This is a genomic window from Kitasatospora sp. NPDC007106, assembly GCF_040634455.1.
Lineage (GTDB): Bacteria > Actinomycetota > Actinomycetes > Streptomycetales > Streptomycetaceae > Kitasatospora > Kitasatospora arboriphila.
The window spans coordinates 1-25,133 of sequence record NZ_JBEYFP010000013.1 but is presented as its reverse complement, the minus strand read 5'-3'; the positions used below and the strand labels follow the sequence as shown (position 1 = coordinate 25,133).

General features: G+C 74.2%; 21 protein-coding genes, 1 tRNA gene and 1 other RNA gene. 18 read left to right on the top strand and 5 right to left on the bottom strand.

Annotation, left to right across the window (positions count from 1 at the left end; all coding sequences use genetic code 11):
* Positions 1-3: 3 nt before the first annotated feature.
* From ABZ641_RS03005 to ABZ641_RS02990, 4 genes are all read left to right on the top strand, one after another.
* Positions 4-1,440, top strand: coding sequence for an amino acid permease (locus ABZ641_RS03005; protein ID WP_344625015.1), 1,437 nt, complete (start codon positions 4-6; stop codon positions 1,438-1,440).
* A gap of 240 nt (positions 1,441-1,680) precedes the next feature.
* Entirely contained in the window at positions 1,681-4,449 is a 2,769-nt protein-coding gene (locus tag ABZ641_RS03000) for a lectin (protein WP_359978750.1), read from the top strand.
* 14 nt (positions 4,450-4,463) lie between these two features.
* The gene (locus ABZ641_RS02995; protein ID WP_344625017.1) at positions 4,464-4,985 is read left to right on the top strand and encodes a DinB family protein; all 522 of its coding nucleotides are present in this window, start codon (positions 4,464-4,466) and stop codon (positions 4,983-4,985) included.
* A gap of 45 nt (positions 4,986-5,030) precedes the next feature.
* Positions 5,031-5,831 carry a VOC family protein gene (locus tag ABZ641_RS02990; RefSeq protein ID WP_344625018.1) on the top strand — a complete coding sequence of 267 codons (801 nt, stop codon included), beginning with the start codon at positions 5,031-5,033 and terminating at the stop codon, positions 5,829-5,831.
* A gap of 104 nt (positions 5,832-5,935) precedes the next feature.
* On the opposite strand, the gene ABZ641_RS02985 is transcribed toward ABZ641_RS02990, so the two are convergent.
* Positions 5,936-6,772, bottom strand: a complete 837-nt coding sequence (locus ABZ641_RS02985; protein ID WP_344625019.1) for a CAP domain-containing protein — start codon at positions 6,770-6,772, stop codon at positions 5,936-5,938.
* A gap of 187 nt (positions 6,773-6,959) precedes the next feature.
* Between ABZ641_RS02985 and ABZ641_RS02980 the strand changes: the two genes are divergently transcribed.
* The gene (locus ABZ641_RS02980) at positions 6,960-8,540 is read left to right on the top strand and encodes a sigma-70 family RNA polymerase sigma factor (RefSeq protein WP_359978746.1); all 1,581 of its coding nucleotides are present in this window, start codon (positions 6,960-6,962) and stop codon (positions 8,538-8,540) included.
* Between the two features lie 51 nt (positions 8,541-8,591).
* Here ABZ641_RS02980 and ABZ641_RS02975 read toward each other — a convergent pair whose 3' ends face one another.
* The gene (locus ABZ641_RS02975) at positions 8,592-9,293 is read right to left on the bottom strand and encodes a TetR/AcrR family transcriptional regulator C-terminal domain-containing protein (RefSeq protein ID WP_359978744.1); all 702 of its coding nucleotides are present in this window, start codon (positions 9,291-9,293) and stop codon (positions 8,592-8,594) included.
* A 175-nt stretch (positions 9,294-9,468) separates the two neighbouring features.
* Here ABZ641_RS02975 and ABZ641_RS02970 point away from each other — a divergent pair, with 175 nt between their 5' ends.
* From ABZ641_RS02970 to ABZ641_RS02945, 6 genes are all read left to right on the top strand, one after another.
* Positions 9,469-10,158: a DUF4386 domain-containing protein gene (locus tag ABZ641_RS02970; protein ID WP_344625022.1), complete on the top strand. Its 690-nt coding sequence runs from the start codon at positions 9,469-9,471 to the stop codon at positions 10,156-10,158.
* 465 nt (positions 10,159-10,623) lie between these two features.
* The gene (locus ABZ641_RS02965; RefSeq protein ID WP_344625023.1) at positions 10,624-11,010 is read left to right on the top strand and encodes a peptidase inhibitor family I36 protein; all 387 of its coding nucleotides are present in this window, start codon (positions 10,624-10,626) and stop codon (positions 11,008-11,010) included.
* 80 nt (positions 11,011-11,090) lie between these two features.
* Positions 11,091-11,801, top strand: a complete 711-nt coding sequence (locus tag ABZ641_RS02960; protein WP_344625024.1) for an ABC transporter ATP-binding protein — start codon at positions 11,091-11,093, stop codon at positions 11,799-11,801.
* Positions 11,798-14,347 carry a hypothetical protein gene (locus tag ABZ641_RS02955; protein ID WP_359978740.1) on the top strand — a complete coding sequence of 850 codons (2,550 nt, stop codon included), beginning with the start codon at positions 11,798-11,800 and terminating at the stop codon, positions 14,345-14,347. Before ABZ641_RS02960 ends, ABZ641_RS02955 begins: the two co-directional genes overlap by 4 nt.
* A 595-nt stretch (positions 14,348-14,942) precedes the next feature.
* A complete protein-coding gene (locus ABZ641_RS02950) occupies positions 14,943-15,434 on the top strand; it encodes a DUF5994 family protein (protein ID WP_344625027.1) in 492 nt (163 codons plus the stop codon).
* A gap of 55 nt (positions 15,435-15,489) precedes the next feature.
* On the top strand, positions 15,490-15,735 hold the full coding sequence (locus tag ABZ641_RS02945) for a hypothetical protein (RefSeq protein WP_359978738.1): 246 nt from the start codon (positions 15,490-15,492) through the stop codon (positions 15,733-15,735).
* Positions 15,736-16,097: 362 nt separating this feature from the next.
* Here ABZ641_RS02945 and ABZ641_RS02940 read toward each other — a convergent pair whose 3' ends face one another.
* The gene (locus ABZ641_RS02940) at positions 16,098-17,366 is read right to left on the bottom strand and encodes a GNAT family N-acetyltransferase (RefSeq protein WP_344625029.1); all 1,269 of its coding nucleotides are present in this window, start codon (positions 17,364-17,366) and stop codon (positions 16,098-16,100) included.
* A gap of 212 nt (positions 17,367-17,578) precedes the next feature.
* The gene (locus ABZ641_RS02935) at positions 17,579-18,025 is read right to left on the bottom strand and encodes a DUF5994 family protein (protein WP_344625030.1); all 447 of its coding nucleotides are present in this window, start codon (positions 18,023-18,025) and stop codon (positions 17,579-17,581) included.
* A 260-nt stretch (positions 18,026-18,285) separates the two neighbouring features.
* Here ABZ641_RS02935 and ABZ641_RS02930 point away from each other — a divergent pair, with 260 nt between their 5' ends.
* Positions 18,286-18,738 (top strand): CBS domain-containing protein, encoded by a 453-nt coding sequence (locus tag ABZ641_RS02930; RefSeq protein ID WP_359978735.1) that lies wholly within the window; start codon positions 18,286-18,288, stop codon positions 18,736-18,738.
* 283 nt (positions 18,739-19,021) lie between these two features.
* On the opposite strand, the gene ABZ641_RS02925 is transcribed toward ABZ641_RS02930, so the two are convergent.
* Positions 19,022-19,106 (bottom strand) — tRNA-Ser (locus ABZ641_RS02925).
* Between the two features lie 132 nt (positions 19,107-19,238).
* On the opposite strand from ABZ641_RS02925, the gene ffs reads away from it, so the two are divergent.
* The 6 genes from ffs (at position 19,239) to ABZ641_RS02895 (ending at position 25,113) form a co-directional block, all read left to right on the top strand.
* Positions 19,239-19,329, top strand: an RNA gene (gene ffs, locus ABZ641_RS02920) — signal recognition particle sRNA small type.
* A 71-nt stretch (positions 19,330-19,400) separates the two neighbouring features.
* A complete protein-coding gene (locus ABZ641_RS02915; RefSeq protein WP_359978732.1) occupies positions 19,401-21,590 on the top strand; it encodes a DNA polymerase III subunit gamma and tau in 2,190 nt (729 codons plus the stop codon).
* Between the two features lie 175 nt (positions 21,591-21,765).
* Positions 21,766-22,104 carry a YbaB/EbfC family nucleoid-associated protein gene (locus ABZ641_RS02910; RefSeq protein ID WP_263104625.1) on the top strand — a complete coding sequence of 113 codons (339 nt, stop codon included), beginning with the start codon at positions 21,766-21,768 and terminating at the stop codon, positions 22,102-22,104.
* Positions 22,105-22,360: 256 nt separating this feature from the next.
* The gene (gene recR / locus ABZ641_RS02905; RefSeq protein WP_263104626.1) at positions 22,361-22,960 is read left to right on the top strand and encodes a recombination mediator RecR; all 600 of its coding nucleotides are present in this window, start codon (positions 22,361-22,363) and stop codon (positions 22,958-22,960) included.
* Complete coding sequence (locus ABZ641_RS02900; protein WP_263104627.1) at positions 22,953-23,594, top strand: DUF5063 domain-containing protein; 642 nt, start codon at positions 22,953-22,955, stop codon at positions 23,592-23,594. The genes recR and ABZ641_RS02900 overlap by 8 nt, the downstream gene beginning before the upstream one ends.
* 238 nt (positions 23,595-23,832) lie before the next feature.
* Positions 23,833-25,113 (top strand): aspartate kinase, encoded by a 1,281-nt coding sequence (locus ABZ641_RS02895; protein WP_344622871.1) that lies wholly within the window; start codon positions 23,833-23,835, stop codon positions 25,111-25,113.
* Positions 25,114-25,133: the final 20 nt, after the last annotated feature.

The window sequence follows — 25,133 nt, the reverse complement described above, 5'->3', positions numbered from 1 at the left end:
ACCATGAGCCCGGACACCACGACGCGCTCGAGCCGGCCCGCCGAGGCCGCCCCCGCCACCCCACCGGGTGCCGCCGGGGACGGCCACCTCAAGGCCGGACTGAAGAACCGCCACCTGTCGATGATCGCCATCGGCGGAGTGATCGGAGCCGGCCTGTTCGTCGGCTCCGGCGCCGGCATCGCCGCCACCGGCCCCGGCATCCTGCTCTCGTACACCCTGGCCGGCGCCCTGGTCGTCATGGTGATGCGGATGCTCGGCGAGATGGCCGCGGCCGACCCGCAGAGCGGGTCCTTCTCCGCCTACGCGGACCGCGCGCTCGGCCGCTGGGCCGGCTTCACCATCGGATGGCTCTACTGGTTCTTCTGGGTCGTCGTGCTGGCCGTGGAGGCCACCGCCGGCGCGAAGATCCTGCACAACTGGGTGCCGGGCGTGCCGCAGTGGGGCTTCGCCCTGCTGGTGATGGCCGTGCTGACCGCCACCAACCTGTTCTCGGTCTCCTCCTACGGCGAGTTCGAGTTCTGGTTCGCCGGGATCAAGGTGGTCGCCATCGCGGCCTTCCTGGTGGTCGGCGGCCTCGCGGTCTTCGGAGTACTGCCGGACACCACCGCGGTGGGCACGTCCAACCTGCTCGACCACGGCGGCTTCCTGCCGAACGGCATCGGCGCGGTCTTCAGCGGCATGCTGACGGTCGTCTTCGCCTTCATGGGCAGCGAGATCGTCACCCTGGCCGCCGGCGAGTCTCCCGACCCGGCCCGCGCCGTGACCAAGGCCACCAACAGCGTGATCTGGCGCATCGGCGTCTTCTACCTGGGCTCCATCGCCATCGTCGTCACCCTGCTGCCCTGGGACTCCGCGGAGGTCCTGGACAGCCCGTACGTGGCCGTGCTCAAGCACGTCGGCATCCCCGGCGCCGCCCCGCTGATGGACCTCATCGTGCTCACCGCGGTGCTGTCCTGCCTGAACTCCGGCCTCTACACGGCCTCCCGGATGGCCTTCTCGCTCGGGCAGCGCGGCGACGCGCCGAAGGCCTTCGCGAAGGTCACCGGCCGCGGCGTGCCGCTCACCGCGATCCTCGCCTCGGTGGTCTTCGGATTCGTCGCGGTGTTCTTCAACTACGAGTTCCCGGACACCGTCTTCAAGTTCCTGCTGAATTCCTCCGGCGCCGTCGCGCTCTTCGTCTGGCTCGTGATCAGCGTCTCCCAGCTCCGTATGCGGAGGATCATCGAGCGGGAATCCCCGGAGAAGCTCACCGTCCGGATGTGGCTGTTCCCGTACCTCACCTGGGCCACGATCGGAATGATCGCCTTCGTGGTGGCGTACATGTTCACCACCCACGACGGACGGATGCAGATGGTGCTGTCGCTGGTCGCCGCCGCGGTCGCGCTGGTCGCCGCGCAGGTGGTGCACCGCCGCAAGGCGGTCGCGGACACGTCCTCCTGACGGTCCATCGGACGCCTGCGCGATTGCGCCGGGCGGGCGACAGGCGGCCTGTCGCCGCCGCGGCCTCCCCCGTGCGGACCGCACGATGAACCGACGAGCAGATGGTCGGCCCCGGCCGGTACTCCCCGTACCGGCCGGGGCCGACCTGCTCGCCCGTGCGGCCCCGCCGTGCCGCCCACCGCGGCCGCCGGACCGTGCGCCACGCGCATCGCAGGCTGACGGCGGGTCGCAGGAGGCTCCGTGCACCGTTCCAGATTCCTCTCGTCCGCGCTCGCCCTCGGCACCTCGGCGGTGCTGCTGGCGGTCGCCGCGGCCGCCCCCGCCGGCGCCGCGCCACCCGGCCGGGTGACCGTCGCCGACCCGGCCCAGTACGTCAACGCCTTCGTCGGCACCAAGCAGGGCGCCCCGGACTTCGGCAACGGCGGCGGCGCGGGCAACACCTTCCCCGGCGCGTCCGCCCCGCTCGGCATGGTGCAGTGGAGCCCCGACACCGCCACCTACCAGCACGGCGGCTACTCCTGGGACGACCACCGGATCAGCGGGTTCAGCCTCACCCACATCTCCGGCGCGGGCTGCGGCGACTACGGCACCACCCCGTTCATGCCCGTCCTGGACGGCAGGCCGGTCGCCCACTCCGACTTCTCGCACGCCGACGAGAGCACCGCCCCCGGCGCGTACGCCGTCACCTTCGGCAACGGGCTGAGGACCGAACTCGCCGCCACCCAGCGCTCCGGCATCGCCCGCTTCACCTACCCCGCCGGCCACACCGCCTCGCTCACCGTCGACGCCGGCAAGGCCTTCAACAGCGCCACCGGCTCGATCACCATCGGCGCCGACAACCTCTCCGGCTGGACGGAGAGCGGCGGCTTCTGCGGCACCGGCAACCGCTACCGGGTCTACTTCCACGCCCAGTTCGACCGGCCGTTCAGCAGCGCCGGGATCGTCCGCACCGGCGGCGCGGGCCAGGGCACGGTCGACACCGACCGGCGCAGCGCCACCGGCGCGAGCGAGGGCATCGCCCCGCAGCCCGCCCGCACCGAGGGGGAGCGCGAACGCCGCTCCGGCCAGGGCGTCGACCAGCACCCCGACCGGGAGCGGGCCGCCTCCGGCGCCCAGGCGCTGGTCTCCTTCGACACCGGCCAGGACCGCACCGTCACCGCCCGGGTCGGCCTCTCCTTCGTCAGCGCCGAGGGCGCCCGCGCCAACCTGCTCGCCGAACAGCGCGGCGCCCCCTTCGACGAGCTCCGCACCGCCGCCCGCGCCGGCTGGAACGACCTGCTCGGCCGGATCGCCGTCGACGGCGGCACCACCGCCCAGCGGCGCATCCTCTACACCGCGCTCTACCACGCCCTGCTGCACCCCAGCGCGATCAGCGACGCCGACGGCCGCTACCCCGGCTTCGACGGGAGGATCCGCACCGCCAGGCCCGGCCACACCCAGTACGCCGACTTCTCCGGCTGGGACGTCTACCGCTCCCAGGTCCAACTGCTCGCCCTGCTCGACCCGGCCAGGGCCGCCGACGTCGCCCAGTCCGTCACCGACCAGGGTGCGAGCGCCGGCTACCTGGACCGCTGGACCCTCGCCAACGGCGGCACCGGCGTGATGGTCGGCGACCCGCTGCCGATCGTCGCCAGCTCGATCCACGCCTTCGGCGGCACCGACTTCGACGCGGCCGCCCTGCTGCGGATCGCCACCGACGGCAGCCGCGACACCCGCCAGCGGCCCGGCCACGGCCCCTACGACACCATCGGCTACATCCCGGCCGACGCCGGCGGCGTCTGGGGCTCCGCCGCCACCACCCTGGAGTACACCAGCGCGGACTTCGCGCTCGCCCAACTCGCCGGCCGGATCGGCGACACCGCCGCCCACGACGCGCTGATGCACCGCTCCGCGAACTGGCGCAACCTGATCAACAGCGGCAGCGGCTGGATCCAGCCCCGCGACACCGACCACTCCTGGCCCGACTTCCGGCCCGCCCAGCAGGACCAGTTCGTCGAGGGCAGCGCCGCCCAGTACGCCTGGATGGTCCCCTACAACCACCGCGGGCTGTTCGACGCGATGGGCGGCGACGCGGCGGCGGTCGCCCGGCTGGACGACTTCTTCACCGAGCTCAACGGCGGCCCCGACTCGGAACACGCCTACCTCGGCAACGAGCCCTCGGCGAACACCCCGTGGGCCTACGCCTACGCCGGCCGCCCCTACCGCACCCAGGACGTGGTGCGCCGGGCGCTGACCACGCTGTTCGCCGACGCGCCGGACGGCGAGCCGGGCAACGACGACCTCGGGCAGATGTCCTCCTGGGTGGTCTGGGCGGCGCTCGGGATGTACCCGCAGGCTCCCGGCCGGTCCGAACTCGTGCTGGCCAGCCCGCTGTTCCCGGGGATCACGATCCGCCGCGGCAACGGCGCGGTGATCGACGTGGACGCCCCCGGGGCCTCCGCCGCCGTCCGCTACGTGCACGCGCTCGCCGTGGACGGCGCCGCGAGCAACCGGCCCTGGCTGAGCGAGGACTTCGTCCGCCGCGGCGGCACCCTGGCCTACACCCTCGCCGACGCGCCCGACCCGGCCTGGGGCGGCGCCCGCGCCGACGCGCCGCCGTCCTTCGACGTCGGCCCGGCCCGCCCGGCCACCGGTGCGGTCACCGGCCTCGGCGCCAAGTGCGCCGACGTGCGGGGGAGTTCGACCGAGAACGGGACGCCCGTCCAGCTCGCCGAGTGCACCGGCGGCGCCGCCCAGCAGTGGACCACCGCTTCCGACGGCACCCTCCGCGCCCTCGCCAAGTGCCTCGACGTGGACGGCAGTTCGGTCTTCAACGGGGCCGCCGTCCAGCTCTGGGACTGCAACGGCACCGGCGCCCAGCAGTGGTGGCCGCGCGCCGACGGATCGCTGCTCAACCCGCCCTCCGGCCGCTGCCTGGACCTGCCCGGCAGCAACACCGCGAGCGGCACCCGACTGCAACTGTGGGACTGCAACGGCACCGGCGCCCAGCGCTGGACCGTACCCGCCTGACACGGAGGACCGACATGACCGACCGGAGCGCGGGCACCGGCGACCGGGAGCTCTCCCGGGAGCGCGCCGACCTGCTGGAGACCCTCGACAAGCACCGCGGATTCCTCCGCTTCACCGTCCGCAACCTCACCGACGACCAGGCCGCGCAGCGCACCACCGCCAGCGAGCTCTGCCTCGGCGGCCTGATCAAGCACGTCACCGGCGTCGAGGCCCGCTGGATGCGGTTCGCGGTCGGCGGCGCGACCGCCATGCGCAGCGAACCCGTGGACTGGGAGGGCCAGTTCAGGATGGGCGAGGGCGAGACCCTGGCCGGCCTGCTGGACGCCTACACGCGGACGGCCGCCGAGACCGACCGCCTGGTGGCCGACCTGGACCTGGACACCGCCCACCCGCTGCCCGAGGCGCCCTGGTTCGAGCCGGGCGCCACCTGGTCCGTCCGGCGGGTGTTGCTGCACGTCATCGCCGAGACCTCCCAGCACGCCGGGCACGCCGACATCATCCGCGAATCCCTGGACGGGGCCAAGACCATGGGCTGACCCGGCCCGGCCCCACCCACCCGCTCACGACACGAGGAGGCAGACATGGCCGTGCAACCCGAGGGCACCCCCTGCTGGGTCGACGCGATGTTCCACGACGTGGAGGGCGCCAAGAACTTCTACGGCGCCGTCCTCGGCTGGACGTTCGGCGAGCCCTCGTCCGAGTTCGGCGGCTACACCCAGGCCCACAAGGACGGCAGGGCGGTCGCCGGGCTCGTCCCGCCGATGCCCGGCGAGGAGATGCCCTCCGCCTGGTGCCTCTACTTCGCCTCGCCCGACGCCGCCGCCACCGCCGAACGGATCCGTGCCGCCGGCGGCGAGCTCATGATGGAGCCCGCGCAGGTCGGCGGCCTCGGCACCATGGCGCTCGCCCGCGAACCCGGCGGCGCGGTCTTCGGCGTCTGGCAGGGCGCCGCGCACGAGGGCTTCGAGAAGGCCGGCGAGGCCGGCGCCTACTCCTGGGCCGAGCTCTGCACCCGCGACACCGCCCGCGCCGACTCCTTCCTGATGGAGGTGTTCCCGTACCGCGCCCGGCAGATGGACGGCGGGAACGAGATCGACTACCGGGTCTTCAGCATCGGCGGGAACCCGGTGCTCGGCCGGATGGAGATGGGCCCGGACTTCCCCGCCGAGGTGCCGCCGTTCATCAGCGTCTACTTCGGCGTCGCCGACTGCGACGCCGCCGTGGCCAAGGCCACCGAGCTCGGCGGGAAGCTCGTCTTCGGCCCGATGGACAGCCCGTTCGGCCGCTTCGCCGCCCTCGTCGACCCGCAGGACGCCGCCTTCGCCGTGATCGACATGGGCCGCGTCGCGGGCGAGATGCCCGCGATGACCGACGTGGTCTGACACCGCGCCGCCCCGCCCCACCCGGCCCCGCCGCCCCGGCCCACCCGGGCCCGGTGGGGCCGGTCCGTGCCCGTCCGCGTCCGTCCGCGTCCGTCCGCGCCCGCTCACGCCGGGGAGGCGAACACCTGCGTCCACCAGGGGCCGCCGGCGCCGAAGTTCACCCCCACCCCGATCACCGTGAAGTGGCAGTTGAGGATGTTCGCCCGGTGGCCCTCGCTGTGCATCCAGTCGTCCATCACCGCCGCCGGGTCCGGCTGCCCGTACGCGATGTTCTCGCCCCACCAGCCGGGCTTGTAGCCCGCGGCGCGCAGCCGGCTGTCGGCGTGCCGCCCCTCCGGGTCCGCGTGCTCGAAGTAGTGCCGGGCCACCATGTCGTCCGAGTGCGCCATCGCCGCCGCCGACACCCGGTCGTCCAGGGTGACCGGGCCGCAGCCCGCCTTCGCCCGCTCCGCGTTGGTCAGTGCCGTCACCTCCGCGGCGAACTGCGCGGCCCTGCCGGTCGGCGCCGAACCGGCCGGCTGCTTCGCGGCCGCCGCCGGGGCCTTCGACGCCTTCGCGCTCTTCGCGGCCGAGGCGGAGGCGCTCGCCGCGGCGGAGGCCGAGGCCGACACGGACGGGGAGGCGGACGGCGAGGCGGTGCCCGCCGAGGGCGAGGCGGACGCCGGCGCAGACCCGGCCGCGGAGGGCGCGGGCGCCGGCGCCAACTGCACCGAGGCCGCGGCTGCGTTGCCCGAGCCGCCCGAGCCGCCCGAGGACGCCAGGGTGTACGCCGCCGAGCAGGCCAGCACCAGCGCGGCCGCCCCGGCCACCGCCACCACCCGCCGGTTGCCGCCCGCCCGGCGCCGGGACCGGCGCCGCGCCGCCCGGCCGCGACTGCCGGAGCCGTCCTGGTCCGCCGGGTGCGGCGGGAGGTGGAACGGGGTCGTCGGGTCGTCGTTCATACTGGCTGCTCCCTGGGCCGATTCGCGCCGGTGTTCGTGCCGACGCCCTGGGAGACCACGCCACGGGGGCGCCATAACGGAAAAGGACAGCGGCGGATCACACACCCGGATTCCTGTTATCCGGTCCGTCCGCCCAGGTCTCCGTCCAGTGGGGGCCGTGGCTTGAGGACGAGCGAGGACAGGGCACATGGGCAACGACGGCGCAATGGACACCGAGGTGGTGGAGGCGGCGCAGGCCGGCGACGGGGCGGCCCGCGACCGGCTGGTCGCCGACTGCCTGCCGCTGGTCTACAACATCGTCGGCCGGGCCATGAACGGCCACCCCGACGTCGACGACGTCGTCCAGGAGACCATGATCCGCATGGTCGGCGGCCTGTCCGGTCTGCGCGACACCACCGCCTTCCGCTCCTGGCTGGTCGCCGTCGCGATGAACGAGGTGCGCCGCAGCCGCAACGCCCGGCAGGCCGGGCCCGTCCCGGACATCGACGGCATGGCCCAGGTCGCCGACCCGGCCGGCGACTTCGTCGACCTCACCGTGCTGCGCCTCGGCCTCTCCGGCCAGCGCCGCGAGGTCACCGAGGCGACCCGCTGGCTGGACGACCGCGATCGCGACCTGCTCTCGCTCTGGTGGCTGGAGGCCGCGGGCCGACTCACCCGCACCGAACTCGCCGAGGCGCTGGAGCTCTCCCCGCAGCACACCGCCGTCCGGGTGCAGCGGATGAAGGAACAGCTGGAGGTCGGCCGCACCGTCGTCCGGGCGCTCTCCGCCGAGCCGCGCTGCCCCTCCCTCGGCGAGCTCACCGCCGCCTGGGACGGCCGCCCGAGCGCGCTCTGGCGCAAGCGAATAGCCCGCCACCTGCGGACCTGCCGCATCTGCGAGGGTACGGCCCGCGGCCTCGTTCCCGCCGAGGGACTGCTCGCCGGCCTCGTCCTGGTGGTACCGATGCACGGCTTCTCGCTCGGTCCGGAGTTCTTCGCGGCCAAGCTCGCCGCCCTGCCCGGCCCGGGCACGGCCGTCACCTCGGTGCTGACCCACACGGGTTCCGCCGGATCCGCGGCCGTGCCGCCCGCGCCGTCCGGGGTGGGCGACCGGGTGCTCGACCTGATCGGACCTCGGGGGACACGGAGCCTGCGCCGGGCCGCCCGGCGCCGGGCCCGCCGCGCGCTCCAGGCGGCCGGTGCGGTCGCCGTCACCGCCGCCGTGCTCGGAGTCGTCCGGGGTCTGCCCGACGACGCCGTCCCGCCGCCCCCGCCCGCCCCCTCGGTCTCGGTGCCCGGCCCGCGGACCGTCGCCCTCGACGCCCCCGCGCCCTCCCCGTCGCCGACCACGGCCCCGCCCAGCCCCTCCCCGTCGCCCTCGGCGAGCCCGAGCCCCACGCCGCGGAGCCCCGAGCGGCAGCTCGTCGACCTGATCAACGCCGAGCGGGCGAAGCGCGGGTGCCGTGCGCTGCGCGTCGACGCCAAACTGCACACGGCCGCCCAGCGGCACTCCGAGGACATGTCGGCACGCCGCTACTTCGACCACGACGACCCCGCCGGCCGCGGCCCGGAGAGCCGGATCGACGCGGCCGGCTACCGGTGGCGGGCCTGGGGCGAGAACATCGACCAGCGCCGCAAGTCCCCGGCCGACGTCTTCGACGACTGGATGGACGACGACTACCACCAGCAGAACATGCTCGACTGCCGCTACCTCGACGCCGGCGTCGGCACGGCCCCGGACCCGGCCGGCGGCCTCCTGTGGACCCTGGACGTCGGCACCCCGGCCTGACCCGTCGCCCGGCCCGGCCTGACCCGTCGCCCGGCGCGGCCCGACGGGACGTCAGCCGTGCCGGGCGGAGCTCCAGCCCTGCCGGTGCAGGCGCTCGATGCCGTCCAGCAGCAGGTCGAGGGCGAACTCGAACTCGAACCGGTCGTCGCAGCCGCCGCCGACCACCGACCCGTCGTCGTGCGCGGCACCGGCCGTGGCGATCTCCACGATGTGCGGGTAGTGGACGGCCGCCTCGCGCAGGACGGCGGCCCGGACCTCCGGATCGGCGGAGGGCGGGGGAGCGGGGAACAGCTCCTGGGTGAAGCCCCACACCCGGCCGCCCAGCGCGTGCATCGCGTGGTGGGTGAGGTCGGCCGAGAGGCCGCCGGCCCGGAACATCCCGATCAGCGAGTCGAGGTGGCCGAGCGTGCCCGGCGTCGGGCCGGGCCGTGACTCGACCACCCGCGCGGCCCACGGGTGGCGGAGCAGCGCGTGCCGGGTGGCGAGGATGCGCCCGCGGACGGCGTCCTTCCAGCCGTCGCCCCCGTCCGGGGGGCCGATCTCGCCGACGACGACGTCGACCATGCCGTCGAGGAGCTGCTCCTTGTTGGCCACGTGCTTGTAGAGCGCCATCGGGACGACTCCGAGCTCCTGGGCCAGGCTGCGCATGCTCAGCGCGTCGATGCCGGACCGGTCCGCGAGTGCGACGGCGGTGCGCAGCACCCGGTCCCTGCTCAGCGGGGTCCGCCGTTCGCCGTCCGCCTGCCGGGCCATCTCCGACCGCCTCTCCTCCGTCCGCCTCCCGGGCTCGTCCGACGAGCCCGGTCCCGGACGCCCCTTGACCGGTGTACGGCGTACACCCTACCGTTCCGAGCAGAGGTGTACGCCGTACACCTCTGCCGGTGCCGCGCTGTCGCGACCCCGGCCGTTCGTCGACCAAGGAGCAACGGTGGAACCGTCGGGAAGGCTCGCGAGGGCCGCAGGCCTCTGCTACTTCGTCACCCACGTCACCTCGATCGGCGGGCTCGTCCTCTACGGGCCCGTCCTGAACGACCCCGGCTTCGTCCTCGGCGCCGGCCCGGACGGCCGGGTGCTGCTCGGCGCCCTGCTCGAAGTGCTGCTGGCCCTCGGCATCGTCGGCACCGCCGTCACGCTGTACCCGGTCACCAGGCGCCACAACGAGGCCGCCGCCACCGGCTACGTCGCCCTGCGCGTCCTGGAGGCCGCCGTCATCGCGGTCGGCATCGTCAGCCTGCTCGCCGTGGTGACCCTGCGCCGGCACGGTGCGGACGGCGCCGACCCGGCCGCACTCGCCACCACCGCCCGCGCCCTGGTCGCCGTCCACGACTGGACCTTCCTGCTCGGCCCCAACTTCGTCTGCGGCGCCAACACCCTGCTGGCGGCCCACCTCATGTACCGCTCCCGCCTGGTGCCGCGCTTCGTCGCCGTCCTCGGCCTGATCGGCGGACCGCTGATCTTCGCCTCGGCCGTCGCCGTGCTCTTCGGCGGCTACACCCAGGTCTCCACCTGGGGCGCCCTGGCCGCCGTCCCGGTCTTCGCCTGGGAACTCGCCCTCGCCGCCTGCCTGGTGACCCGCGGCTTCGCCCGGGCCGCCGCCCCGGTCCCGGCCGCCGTCTGAAGCGCCGTATTCCGGCCAATCGTCGCCGGCCCGGCCCGCCGGTCGGGCACTGCGACCGGCCGGCCCGGACCGTGGCTCCCACCGGCGCGAACGCGGGAGCCCGTCAGATGCCGGGCCTGTCGGAGCCCGGAATTCCCGATGTGATCGTCCCGTGCGGACGGCGGGGAGCCGGGCCCGACGGCGACGTGAAGGCCGGCACCGGCTGCCGTGCGGCGCATCGCCGCCGCCGCTGACCTGCCGAACGGCGCCGCCGCCCCGCTGTCGCCCGTTTGGGCCGGGCGCGGCCCGCCGGGGGCGGCGCACCGTCGCGTGCCGGGCCGTGCGCGGGGCAGAAGTAGGCGTGAACACGTCACTCGATGGCGGGGTCGGCCGATCACTGCTGTCGCGCACGCCACACGCGTGGCTAGTGTCCGCCCGGTACCGGCGCCCGCCGGTCGGTCGGTTCGTGTGCAAGGGGGAAGTGGCATGGGCTCAGGACAGCGTGCGGCCGGTCTGGCCGCCGCGGCGGTCATGGCAGCCGGCGTCGGCCTCGTGGGCTTCGCCGGCCCGGCGGCAGCCGTGTCGACCACCTGCTACGTGGGGAACGTCTGCCTCTACGACGACTCGTACTTCAACGGCGGCACCTGGTACCGGAGCGCCTCCCCGGGGACGTACAACCTCACCGGATTCAACGACCGCACCTCCTCGTGGATCAACAACTCCTGGACGAACGACGCCAAGTGGTTCTGGGGCGCCAACGCCACCGGCGGCAGCGAGTGCATGAACCCCAACTCCAGCAACGGGTACGTCGGTTGGTACAACAACGACGAGGCGAGCTCGGTCCGCGTCTACACCGACGACCTCGCCTGCTGACGAGCCCGCACGTGACGGCCCGGATCCCGCGTATCGCGGATCCGGGCCGTCGGCCCGGTGAAGAGCGAGGGGAACCCAGCGTGTCCGTAGTGCAGTTCGAGGCCGTCGGCCGCACCTTCCGCTCGGGCGGGGCCGAGGTCCGCGCCCTCGCCGGCGTCACCCTGCAGGCCGAACGCGGAGAACTGGTAGCCGTCATGGGCGCCAGCGGCTCCGGCAAGACGACGCTGCTCAGCATCGCCGGCGGCCTCGACCGGGCCGACAGCGGCCGGGTCCGCGTCCTCGGAGAGGACCTCGGCCGGCTCTCCGAACGGCGGTTGGCCCGCCTGCGGCTGACCGCCGTCGGCTTCGTCTTCCAGGAGCTCAACCTCCTCGCCGAGCTGACGCTGGAGGAGAACGTCGCGCTGCCCCTGGAGGGCGCCGGGACGGGCCGGCACGCCGCGCGGTCCGCCGCCCGGGCCGCCCTGGCCAGGGTCGGCCTCGACGGCACGGGCGGACGGTTCCCCGACGAGGTCTCCGGCGGCCAGCAGCAGCGGGTGGCGATCGCCCGCGCCGTCGTCGGGGACCGGCGCCTCGTCCTCGCGGACGAGCCCACCGGATCCCTGGACTCGGACACCGGCGCCGAGATCATGGAACTCCTGCGGCAGCTCTGCGACAACGGCACCACCGTGCTGCTCAGCACGCACAACCCGGCCAACGCCGACTTCGCGGACCGCGTCGTGCACCTGCGGGACGGCACGCTCGACCGGATCGAGGAACGGGCCCCGCGCACAGCCCGCGAGGACGTCCGATGATCCACCGGCACCTCCCGGTCGACCTCCGGATCGCCTGGTCGACCGTGATCGGCACGGGCCGCCGCCGCGCCATGCTGCTGCTGATCTTCGCCGTCCCCGTGCTGCTGGCCACCGCCGCCGCCTCCGTGGTGGACACGCTCAACCTGTCGCCGCAGCAGCTCGCGACCGCCGCGATGGCCCGCGCCGACCTCCAGATCGACCGGATCGAGCCGGGCCCGGCCCCCGCCGACCTGTCCGCCGTGATCGGGCCCCTGCCCGCCGGCACCGCGGCCGTCCCCTACTACAAGGCGCCCGAGGTCCCCGTCGTCGTCGGCGGCCTCACCCGGTACGCCGCCTACCGGGAGAGCGACTGGACGGCGGCGGCGACCCGCGGCTGGCTGCGGACGAAGGCCGGGCGACCGCCCGCCGGCCCCGGCGAGGCCGCCGTCTCCGAACACCTCGCCGCCGCGCGCCACCTGGCCCTCGGCGGCACCCTGCGGTTCAGCGGGTCGGACACCCCGGCCGTGGTCGTCGGCCTGGTCGAGGACCCGACCGCCCACGACGCCGAGTTCGTGGCCGGCGGACCCGGCCTGTTCGAGCGGTGGTCCGACCCGGACCGTGCGGCCGAATCGGGCGTCACCCGCGGCTGGCTGGTGACCGGCCCCGCCGCGGCGGGCCGGATCGGCCCGCAGGCCGCACGGCTCCACCTCGCCGTCCGGACGAGGCCGCAGGTCGCCGCGGCCGCCCGGACCCTGCTCGCGGCCCAGCCCGGACTCGTCGCCCTCCCCGGCCTGCTCCTCGTGCTCGCCGGATCGGCCGCGGCCTTCGGCATCCGGATGCGCCGCCTGCAGCGGCAGTTCGGCCTGCTGTCCGCCGTCGGGTTCGACGGCGCGCGGCTCGTCCGGCTGGCCCGGGCCGCCGGTCTGCTCGCCGCCGCTGTCGGCGGAACCGCCGGCGTGCTCCTCGGAACGGCCCTCGGCGCGGCCGTCCGGCCGGCCGTCCGGGCCGTCGTCCACCGCGACCTCGCGCCGGTCGACCTCGCGTCCCCGCGTCCGCCGGTCCTGCTGGCCGCGACCGTGCTCTGCGGCGCCCTCGCCGTCTGGCTGCCCGCACGGCTCGCCGCCGGGCACACCGTCCGCCGGCGGCTGAGCCGCGTCCCCACCGACACCACCGGACGGCACCGGCGGCGGGCGGCGGCGGCCTGCGGCGTGCTGGCGGCCGCCGCCGTCGCCCTCGGGGCCGCCTCCGGGTCGAGCACCCCCGGAGTGGTCGGCGGCACCGCCCTCCTCGTGGCCACCGTGCTGGTGGTCCCCGACCTCCTGCTGCTGCTCGGCCGGGCCGCCCGCGGGCTCGGGCCGGGACCGCGGTTCGGCCTCCGCGACCTCGCCAGGGACCGGCGCCGCCCCGCCGCGGCCGTCGTCCTCGGCGTGGTCACCGTCGCCTTCGCCGCCTCCACCGCCGTCTTCGTCGGCAGCAACGCGGCCCGGGACGCCCGCGAACACGCCGGCTCGCGGCACCCCGGCCAGATCGAAGTGGTGCTGCGGGACGCACCGCCGTCCGCCGCCGTCGAGGCCGCGGTGCGCCGGGTCCTCGGCCCGCGGGCCTCCGTCGTCCCGGTCCGGGGCGTGTACGCCGCGGACCGCCCCGCCGCCGACGCCCCGTCACGGCTCGCACTGCCGAAGGTCGCCCTCCTCGCACGGACGCCCCAGGCCGCCAACCCCCACGGCACCCTGCAGATCGTCGAGACGGAGGAGGACTTCCGCGCGCTCACCCAGCGGGACCGGACGGCCGACGAGGCGGCCGCCCTGGCGGCGGGCGAGATCGTGGTGTTCGACCCCGCCTTCGTCCGCGGCGGGAACGCCGCGCTCGCCTTCGAACCGACGCCGGGCACCCCGGGCCGGCCGCCGCTCACTGCCGCGGCCCGCCCCGGCGACCCCGTGGACCGGACCACGCGGAACCGGGCCACCGGCGTGCTCACCGGCGCCGCCGCCCGCGGCCTCGGCCTGTTCCCCGTCACCACGACCTACCTCGCCACCCCCGACGACGCGCTGCCCGCGGGCATCGAGGACCGGCTCGGCACCGCCCTCGAACCCCTCGGCATCCCCGCCACCGCCCTGCGGGTCGAGCGGCCCCGCACCCAGCCCGTCCCCGCCCGGTGGAACGTCATGATGGCGATCGCGGGCACCACCGTCCTGGCCGCGACCCTGCTCGCGGTCTCCGCCTCCGCCCAGGAACTGCGGCCCCGACTGCGGCTGCTCCACGTCATCGGCTTCGGCGGCCGCACCCAGCGGCTGGTGTCCGCGACGCAGTCGGCGGTGATCACCTCGCTCTCGCTCGGCTGCGGACTCCTCACCGGCTTCGTCCTCGCCGGAGCCCAGCTCTGGCCGAAGGGCACCGCCCTCGTCGTCCCCTGGGCCTCCCTCACCGCCGCGACCCTCGCCCTGATCGCCACCGCCGCCCTCGCCGGCTACCTGGTCAGGCCTGCCTCCACCCGCACCCGCAGGCGGCCCACCGCCCAGGGGCACCGCCGTGCCTCCACGGCTCCGAACGGCAATGGGCCGAGCTGAATGCAACCGAAGCTGCAGTGCGGCGAAGGCTTTCCTCCGCCCGGCCCGGCGGCGGTACCGGAGAGCCGGGCGGTGAGTGAGGGATGAGCGGTGAGCAGCGGGCCGGCGCAGCGGGACGGGATCGGCCGGAGGGGCACGGCGAACGCCTGCCGGGGGGCGCCGCTCGATCGGTCCCACGGGCTGCCGCCCCGGCTGGTCGCCCCACCGGCCGTCGGCGCGGTGCGGGGTTCGGCGGCCCTGACCGGGTGCTCCTCTGCAGCACTCCGGTCTGCAGCACTCCGGACAGGTGGTGCCGGCGCCGCGTCCGGGGCGGGGGTCGACCGCGTCGAGTGCCCGCGGGCCGGGGTGCGGGCCGTGGTGCGCTCTCTCCCGCGTCCTGAAGGAGAAGCGGGGCGGTCGCACGAGCGATGACGCCACCCTCTTCCTGATCGAGTGGCGCTGACGGACCGGCCCCGACCAAGGCTTTCGTCACCCTCCGGGTCGGCGCGGCAGGGGCGGAGTACCGTGGGGATGTCGGAGCGGCCCGATCCGGCCGTTCCCCGGAGGCCGCCCTCGCTCGGCGGGCGCGGCCCGTGCCCGCGGACAGGGGCGAGCCATGTCGGACGAAGTCGGCGCTTCGCGCCACGGGTTCCTGCCGGACCGGTTCCGGCAGGCCGTGAAGCCGGGGACGGCCCTGTTGCGCTTGGAGACCACCCGGTCCCGCGAGGGTGTGCTGGACGGCGCGTGGTGGCCGCGTTCACGGGACGCCGGTTCCGAACTTCCTGGTCTGGTCAGGGCGTTGACCGAACACATCGGCCCCGTGGCGAGCGTCGGGCTGGACGCGGAGGCTTGGGACGACGTACCGGCCCGGCTGCTCGTCGACGGCCGGTCGGTGCACATCGACCGGTATCCGGTCGGCGACGACACGGTGATCGTCACTCGGGGCGACCAGGACCACTTCAGCCTGCTCGTCGTCCCCCCGCAGACGAGCCGGGAGGCGGCGCTGGCCGCGATGGCCCGCGCGGTCGAGGCCGGCGGGAGCGACTCGGCACAGCAGATCCTCGTCACCACCGGCAGCGGCTCCGAGGCGCCGGGCGAAGCGTCCTGAGGGGTGGCCACACGGGCCGGGTTCCTCGGGCGAACAGGAAAGGCGGGGCGGAGCGATGTCCGTCTACGTGAAACTCTCGGTCGACGCCCGGGCGCCGGCGGAGCCGTCGAAGGGGCCGCTGGACCTGCAGTACGAGGACGGCGCGGACGGCGTCACCTTCGAGTACGACCTGCATCCAAGTGGTGCGCTGCGCGTCCTGCGGGTCTTCGAGGACACGCCGTACCGGATCGAGGTCTGTTTCGGCCCCGGGGCGTGGCTCCAGGTCGTGGGCAACTACCTGCGAAGCGGCGCCGAGTACTGACGGCACTGACGGCGACCCGTTCCGGGCGTAGCGCGGGCCCTGGTGACGGCTGCTCGGGCTGCTCGGCGGTGGCCGGGCGGATCCACCGGTCGGCCCCGCCCGTCCCGCCGTTGTCCGACGCGGGATCGCCGGCCGACGCCAGGCCGGGGTCGCACGGTCATCGCGAGTGGCACACCCGGCCCGCGGGGCCGGGACCGGCATTGCCGTTCGCCGGAGACGACGCCGGTGTCCGGTGCCGGCATGCGAGGTGCCTTCGGTGATGTCCAGGCCATTCTCGGCCCGGTCCGAACCCGGCATGGTCGCGGTGGTCGGTTCGATGCCCGGCACCTCCGGGTGGACACCCTGCAACGGCGAGGGCGCCGTCAGACGCGCCCGTAGCGGATTGCCTGGTCGGCGAACTCCTGGGCCATCGTGTCGGAAACGGTCGGACGGGTGCGGTGGATGGCCTCCAGGTAGTCCTGGGTACTGGGCTGGGTCCGCTCCCCGGTGTCGAGCGTGCGCTCGAACACGCTCTGGGCGACCGCCATGGCGACCTGCCTGATGTCGGCGGGAGTGAAGCCCTCGCTGGCCCCGGCGAGGACCGCGGTGTCGGCGGCGGTACCCGTCTTCGCCGTGTAGCCGGCCCACAGCACGTCGCGGGCCACGGAGTCGGGTGGCCCGACCGGAAGGACGTAGTCGAACCGGCCGTGACGCAGGAACGCCGGGTCCAGGGCGGTCACCGAGTTGGTGGCGCAGACGAGCAGCCGGCCGTCGCGGTCACGGAACCGCACGATCGACTTGAGGAGTTCGTTGACCACGCCGACCGACGCGGGGGCGGCGAGGCTGCGCGTACCGGCGACCTCCTCGACCTCGTCGATGAAGAGCAGCACGTGGTCGAGCTGCGCCACCTCCTCGAAGCGGCGGCCGAGTCCGCTGGCCAGCCCGTCCTCGGCCGCGAGCCGGGAGGGGAAGAGCTCGACGAACGGCCAGCCGAGCCGGCCGGCCACGGCCTTGGCGAACGTGCTCTTGCCCGTGCCCGGCGGACCGAACAGCACCACCGCGCGGGGTGGTTCCACCCCGTGGGCGTCCGCCAGCTCGGGATTCGCCAGGGGCAGCACCAGACGACGTTCGATGAGCCGCTTCTCGTCGGCCATGCCGGTGAGCCGCTCCCAGAGACCGGCTTCGGGCATGACCGCGCCGAGCAGCGCCAGGACCGTCGCGCCCTGAGCACTCACGACCTCGGGCTTCTCGAAGTACGTGAGCCCTCGGTGGGGGTGGAATCCGGAGTTGGCCAGGGCGGTGGCTCCGGTCTCCTCGTCGGGCAGCAGCGCCGCGACGATCCTGGCACCGGCGTCCCGCAGACGGCGCTCCAACGCCGACAGCAAGGCGGAACCGATGCCCAGGTTCCGCCAGGCGGGGTGCAGGGCGATGCGCAGCACCCATGCCCGGTCCCCGTCCACCCGGCCCACCGCCGCGCCCACGAGACGTCCGTCGGCCATCACCACGACGCTCGGATTCCGTGCCTGCAGAGCGGCGACCACGTCGGAGAGCCGGAAGACGGCGGCACGGTCCGTGGTGGTGCTCTCGGCGTCGAGCCGGACCACCGCTTCGAGGTCGTCCGGCGTGAAGTCCCGGACATGCCATACAGCCATACGCCGCCTCGAAAGTCTCGCGCCCCTCGGATCCATCATCGGCTGACCCCGGTACGGCCGCCTGCCCGGACGAGCGACGACGGCCGGTTCACGCCGGAGGCCCGGCACAAGCGACACCGGAGGGCCGGCGCAAGCGACCGGCGTCGCCCCTCCCCGCCGCGCCGACCCGGAGCGGTCCGACGCACGGTGGTGCCGGCGTCTGTCCGGGCCGCTCAGCCGAGCAGTAGTTCTGCCGCCGGGGTGTGGTTTCCGGTCACCGAGGCGCCGGCCATGGCCGAGGCGGCCGCTGCCGGGGCGGTGCCGGGCGGGACCACCAGCAGCAGGAAGTGGTCCTGGAAGCCCCTGGTGATGCTGATCGTCGCCTCGCTGCTGGTGATCCGGTTGATCTTGATCGTCAGCCCGTTCGCTGCGACGGCCCCGGGGACGCCGTCCCAGGCGGAAGTGTCGAGGCCGACCCGGACGATGCGTCCGAAGTGGGCGCCGAGCGCGGTGATCAGGTCCGGCAGTTCGACGCGGACGTGGTTCGAGCGGGGCCACCAGGCGCCGTCGAAGACGCCCTCCCGCGACATCGTCGGCTCGAGTTCCAGGCGGGGCAGCAGCGGGGCGCCGGGTACCGTCCACGGCCTGGAAGCGGAAAAGCTGGGGAGAGGAATCGGCATCATGCGAGGCCGCCCGTCCGGTCCGCGAGGGACCCGTTATGACCCAGGGCGACGTCGACGCTGATGCCGGTGTGCGGAATGTCCTCGGTTGCCTTCCACGCTACTCCGTCGTACCCTCCCGGGCGGCCCACCGCGGGAGTAGCCTCGAAGGCATCCAGGGCATCACGCATCCCGGTCCCCGTTCCGGCTTCGTTCTGGGTGGAGGACAGACCGGCAGACCCCGCTGCGGCGGGCAGCCGGAGACGGGAACGGTGGACGCCGTGACCACTCACTCGCCCCAGTTCGCCCGGACCACTCACTCGCCCCGGTCCGCCCGGCCCGGCCACGGCCTCACGGTCGCCGACGCCATGGACCCCTGCGACTACCGGATAGCCGACGACAGCACCGTCGACCAGGCCGACGACATACTCCGCGCCGCCGACGTCGAGTTCCTGCTCGTCCGCGACCACTTCGGCCGGTGCGAGGGGCTGGTCACCCGCGCCGGGCTCCGCCCGTTCCTGGCCCGTTCCCGGTCCGCCGAGCGAACCGCGATCAGCGCCACCTCCCACCAGCGCGGCCCGTTCGCCTGGCCGACCATGGGGCTGGCCCTGGCCGCGATCGCCATGCGGATCAAACACCTGGTGGTCTGGCCCGTCGTCGACGAGGACGGCCGCATCCTCGGAGTCCTCCGGGCCGACCGCGTCACCAGCCTCCTCGCGGTCACGGCTGCCTGAGCCGCCGCCTCAGTCGGAGCCGCGGCTCCGGGGCCACGGAGGTTGCCGCCCGTCGCCGGGGCGGCGGGGCTTCGCGGCGACGACGGCGACTGTCCGGGAGCACGGGGAGTTCGGCCCGCACGTGCGTGGCCGCGGTCGGGTTCTCCGGGGCTTCGGCGTCACCGGAGGAACCGGAGCAGTTCACGCCGTGCCGGCGAACTGGGACCGGAACTGAGACCACGACACGAAGAAGGCCCCGACCGGAAACCGGTCGGGGCCTTTCGTTCGCCCTGGCGGGCGGAGGCGGAGGATACGAGATTCGAACTCGTGAGGGGTTGCCCCCAACACGCTTTCCAAGCGTGCGCCCTAGGCCTCTAGGCGAATCCTCCGTGGGAGAGCTTAGTACATGTCGAGGGGTGCTCGCGAACCGCTATCCCGCAGGTGGTCGTGCGCGGGTGCCTGCGGATCTCAGACCGGCCGGGGTGGACCACCCGGGGCTCGCGATCCGCTACTCTTGGGGCAGCCCCTCGTGTGGCGTCATCTCTCTGAACCCCCCCAGGGCCGGAAGGCAGCAAGGGTAGGAGGGCTCTGGCGGGTGCACGAGGGGTCCTTGCGTTTGCGGGCGGCCCCGGGCGCGCCGAGGGAGGCCGCGTTTGTCGGCCCGTCCCGATATCGTCGGTGGCGTGTCCCTAGCCCTGTACCGCCGCTACCGCCCCGAGACCTTCGCGGAGGTCATCGGGCAGGAGCACGTGACCGCCCCGCTCCAGCAGGCCCTGCGCAACAACCGGGTCAACCACGCGTACCTGTTCAGCGGGCCGCGCGGCTGCGGCAAGACGACCAGCGCCCGCATCCTGGCGCGCTGCCTGAACTGCGAGCAGGGCCCGACGCCCACGCCCTGCGGCGAGTGCCAGTCCTGCCGCGACCTGGCGACCGGCGGCCCCGGCTCGATCGACGTGATCGAGATCGACGCCGCCTCGCACGGTGGCGTCGACGACGCACGCGAGCTGCGCGAGCGGGCCTTCTTCGCGCCGGTGCACAGCCGGTACAAGATCTTCATCCTGGACGAGGCGCACATGGTGACCTCGGCCGGCTTCAACGCCCTGCTGAAGGTCGTGGAGGAGCCGCCGGAGCACCTCAAGTTCATCTTCGCGACCACCGAGCCGGAGAAGGTGATCGGGACGATCCGGTCCCGCACCCACCACTACCCGTTCCGCCTGGTGCCGCCCGGCACCCTGCGGGACTACCTGGTCGAGGTCTGCGGCCGCGAGGGCATCCAGGTCGAGGACGCGGTCTTCCCGCTGGTCGTCCGGGCCGGCGCCGGCTCCGTCCGCGACTCGATGTCGGTGATGGACCAGCTGCTGGCCGGTGCCGGCGAGGCCGGTGTGACGTACCAGATGGCCACCGCCCTGCTCGGCTACACCGACTCCGCGCTGCTCGACGAGGTCGTGGACGCCTTCGCGGCGCACGACGGCGCGACGGTCTTCCAGGTGGTCGACCAGGTCGTCGAGGGCGGCCACGACCCCCGCCGGTTCGTGACGGACCTGCTGGAGCGGCTGCGCGACCTGGTGATCCTCGCCACAGTGCCGGACGCCGGCGAGAAGGGCCTGATCGACGCCCCGGCCGACCGGATCGCCGTCATGCAGGCGCAGGCGGACCGCTTCGGTGCGGCCGAGCTCAGCCGCGCCGCCGACATCGTCAACACCGGCCTCACCGCGATGCGCGGCAACGCCGCCCCCCGCCTCCAGCTGGAGCTGATCTGCGCCCGGGTGATGCTGCCCGGCGCGTACAGCGACGAGCTGTCGCTGCAGGCCCGGCTGGACAAGCTGGAGCGGCGCGCCTCGGCCGGCGGCTTCCCCGCGGGCGGCCTGCAGATGCCCGCAGGGCCGATGCCCGGTCTGCCGGCGGCCGTGCCGGACCTGCCGGCCGCGCCCGCGGTGCCGCAGTTCGCCGCCCAGCAGCCGGCAGCCCAGGCCCCGGCCGCTCCGCCCCAGGCCGCCCCGGTCGCTGCCGCCCCCGCGGCGGGCGCCCCGGCGCCCGGCGCCTGGCCGATCCCGCGCAGCTTCCCGGCCTCCGGGCAGGCCCCGGTCCAGGCGCCCGCGCCGGCCCCGCAGCCGTCCGCACCTCCGCAGGCATCCGCCGCGGCCCCGACCCCGCCGGCGGCTCCGCCGGCCCAGGTACCGGCCCCGGCAGCCCCCGCCGCGGCGTCCGGCAGCCAGCCGTCGGCCGCCGCACAGCAGGGCGCCGCCCAGATCCGGCAGATGTGGCCGCAGATCCTGGACGCGGTGAAGAACCGGCGCCGCTTCACCTGGATCCTGCTCAGCCAGAACGGCCAGGTGGCCGGTTTCGACGGCAAGGTGCTGCAGGTCTCGTTCATCAATGCCGGTGCCCGGGACAGCTTCGTGGGCAGCAACAGCGACGAGGTGCTCCGCCAGGCACTGGCCGACGCCCTCCAGGTGGACTGGCGGGTCGAGTGCATCGTGGACCCGTCCGGCGGGGCCGGCGGCGCAGGTGCGCCCGCGGCGCCGCAGGCCGGCGGTGGTGGCGGTGGCTGGGGTGCGCCGCAGCGCCCCGCGGCCCCGCCCGCCCAGCCGTTCCAGCCGCAGCCGGCCGCCCCGCCGCAGGCCGCGGCCCCGCAGCCGGCGGCCCCAATGCAGCCGCAGCGCCCGGCCCCGCAGGCCGCGGCTCCGCCCTCGGCCGCACCGCCGCAGGCGGCGGGGACGTACCAGCCGCCGCAGCCGCCGCCGGTCGCGCCGGAGGACGACGTCCCGGAGGACGACGACCCGGACCTGACCGAGGAGGCCTTCTCCGGCCAGGAGCTGATCATCCGTGAGCTCGGGGCGACCGTCCTGGAGGAGATCCACCACAACACCTGAGCCGCCCGTCCCGGCCGGCTTCCGGCCACCCCGGCGGCCGTTCACCTGCCGTTCCGGGCCACCGGTCGGCCGCTCACCGGCCACCGGTCGGCCGGGGTGGGCAGGGCAGCCACGGCGGCTGTCCGGGCCGCGTAGGCTCGGGGGCGACGATGTCGTACAGGACAGGAGATGTGCCGTGTTCCCTGGTGGCCAGCCCAACATGCAGCAGCTGCTGAAGCAGGCGCAGAAGATGCAGGAGGAGCTCGGCAAGGTCCAGAAGGAGCTGGCCGAGACCAAGGTGAGCGGTTCGGCGGGCGGCGGCCTGGTCGAGGCGACGGTGACGGGCTCCGGCGAGCTGGTCGCGCTCGCGATCGCGCCGGCCGCGGTCGACCCGGAGGACACCGAGACCCTGGCGGACCTGGTGCTGGCCGCGGTGCGGGACGCCAACGCGGCGGCCCAGAAGCTGCAGGCCGAGCGGATGGGCCCGCTGACCCAGGGCCTGGGCGGCGGCGGCATCCCCGGCCTTCCCTTCTGAGTCCGGGCCCGAGTCCGGGTCCGGGTCCGGGTCCGATCGGGCACCACCGCCGCGGCCGCCCGCCGCGCGCGGTGCACGGCGGGTGGCACTCCGGTGGCGTGCAGTGTGCCGGTACGCGCCGGTGCTGTGTGATTTATGGGTGAGTCGGGCGCCGGACGGTGTGTCCGGCGCCCGATTCGTTGGATGATGGCACCGGAGCGACGGGCCCCGGAGCACTGGGTTCCGGGCCGTGGCCCCGGCCGAAGGAAGGCGTGACGTGTACGAGGGCGTGGTTCAGGACCTGATCGACGAACTGGGCAGGCTGCCCGGCGTCGGGCCCAAGAGCGCGCAGCGGATCGCCTTCCACGTCCTGCAGGCCGATCCGGTGGACGTCCGGCGGCTGGCCGGCGCGCTGATGCAGGTGAAGGAGAAGGTCCGGTTCTGCGCGGTCTGCGGCAACGTCGCGGAGTCCGAGCAGTGCCGGGTCTGTCTGGACCCGCGCCGCGACCTGGCGGTGATCTGCGTGGTCGAGGAGCCGAAGGACGTGGTGGCGATCGAGCGGACGCGCGAGTTCCGCGGCCGGTACCACGTGCTGGGCGGCGCGATCAGCCCGATCGAGGGCGTCGGTCCGGACGACCTGCGGATCCGGGAGCTGATGACCCGGCTCGCCGACGGCACGGTCACCGAGCTGATCCTGGCCACCGACCCCAACCTGGAGGGGGAGGCGACCGCCACCTACCTGGCCCGGCTGTGCAAGCCGATGGGTCTGAAGGTGACCCGGCTGGCGAGCGGCCTGCCCGTCGGCGGGGACCTGGAGTACGCCGACGAGGTCACCCTCGGCCGGGCCTTCGAAGGGAGACGACTGCTCGATGTCTGACCACAGGGACACCGCCCACACCAGCGAGCCCGACGACTTCGCCGTGCAGATCGCCGACTCGGTGGAGAGCTTCGTGCTCGCCGTCACCGAGGTGGCCAAGGGCGACGAGCCGGGCAGCGCGATCTCGCTGCTGCTGCTGGAGGTCTCGCAGCTGCTGCTGGCGGGCGGCCGGCTGGGGGCGATCGAGGACGTCGTGCCGGAGGACCGCTTCGAGCCGGACACCGGGCCGGAGCCGGACGGCGTCGAGCTGCGCGAGCGGCTCGCCGAGCTGCTGGCGCCGATCGACGTGTACCACGAGGTCTTCGACCCCTACGGTCCGCCGGAGAAGCCGAGCGCCTTCCGGATCTCGGACGACCTGGCGGGCGTGGTCGCCGAGCTGCGGCACGGCCTGGTGCACTACCGGGAGGGCCGGGTCAGCGAGGCGCTGTGGTGGTGGCAGTTCTCGTACCTGTCCAACTGGGGCTCGACCTGCACCGCGGTGCTGCGGGCGCTGCAGTCGCTGATCGCGCACGTCCGGCTGGACAGCCCGATCGGTGCGGCGGTGGACGGCGCGGACACCGACCAGGACGGTCTCACCGACGAGCAGCTGGAGCAGCAGGCGGGCGACCTGATGGCCGCCGAGCTGGGGCTGTGACGAAGGTTCCACCGAATCTCCACATCGTGAAATCCGGGGTCGGGCTGGTGCCCGGCCCCGGATTTTCTTTCGGCGGGCGGCCGTCCGCCCGCAGACCTGCCTGTTGCCGCTGCTCACCAGGCGATATGGTCGTCTCGTCATATGGATGGCTCCGGTCGCCCGCGCCCCGCTCGATAGACTGGCCGCGACCGCAGAAGGGGGCCACCACCCCCGAAACGACACAAGTCGAGGAGCGCACGTGGGCCTTGTCGTGCAGAAGTACGGCGGCTCATCCGTTGCGGATGCCGAAGGCATCAAGCGCGTCGCCCGACGGATCGTCGACACCAGGAAGGCCGGCCATGAGGTCGTCGTCGTGGTGTCCGCGATGGGAGACACGACGGACGAGCTCATCGAACTCGCGGAACAGGTGACCCCTATTCCGTCCGGCCGTGAGTTCGACATGCTGCTGACCGCAGGAGAGCGCATCTCCATGGCTCTGCTGGCCATGGCGATCAAAACGCTGGGCTTCGACGCCCAGTCCTTCACGGGCAGCCAGGCGGGCGTCATCACCGACGCCACGCACAACAAGGCACGCATCATCGACGTCACGCCCGGCCGGATCCGCAACGCCCTGGACGAGGGCAACATCGCGATCGTGGCCGGCTTCCAGGGCGTGTCGCAGGTCAGCAAGGACATCACCACGCTCGGCCGTGGCGGCTCGGACACCACGGCCGTCGCCCTGGCGGCGGCGCTCGGCGCCGAGGTCTGCGAGATCTACACCGACGTGGACGGCGTGTTCTCCGCGGACCCCCGCGTGGTGAAGAAGGCGCGCAAGATCGACTGGATCTCCTTCGAGGACATGCTGGAGCTGGCCTCGTCCGGTTCCAAGGTGCTCCTCGACCGGTGTGTCGAGTACGCGCGCCGCTACAACATCCCGATCCATGTCCGCTCGTCGTTCTCCGGCCTGCCGGGGACTATCGTGAGCGCCGACAACCCCAACAAGCCCGAAGGGGGCGAGATGGAGCAGGCCATCATCTCCGGAGTCGCCCACGACACGTCCGAGGCGAAGATCACCGTCGTCGGAGTGCCGGACAAGCCGGGCGAGGCGGCCCGGATCTTCCGTGCCATCGCGGACGCCGAGGTCAACATCGACATGGTGGTGCAGAACGTCTCCACCGCGTCGACCGGTCTGACCGACATCTCCTTCACCCTGCCGAAGACCGACGGCCAGAAGGCCATCGACGCGCTCGGCCGGGCCAAGGACGGCATCGGCTACGAATCGCTGCGCTACGACGACGCCATCGGCAAGCTCTCGCTGGTCGGCGCCGGCATGCGCTCCAACCCGGGCGTCACCGCCACGTTCTTCGAGGCGCTCTCCGAGGCCGGGGTCAACATCGAGTTGATCTCCACCTCCGAGATCCGCATCTCGGTCGTCACCCGCTCCGAGGACATCCCGGAGGCCGTGCGCGCCGTGCACACCGCCTTCGGCCTCGACACGGAGACCGACGAGGCCGTGGTCTACGGCGGCACCGGCCGCTGACGCACCGGGCGGGCCGGGGC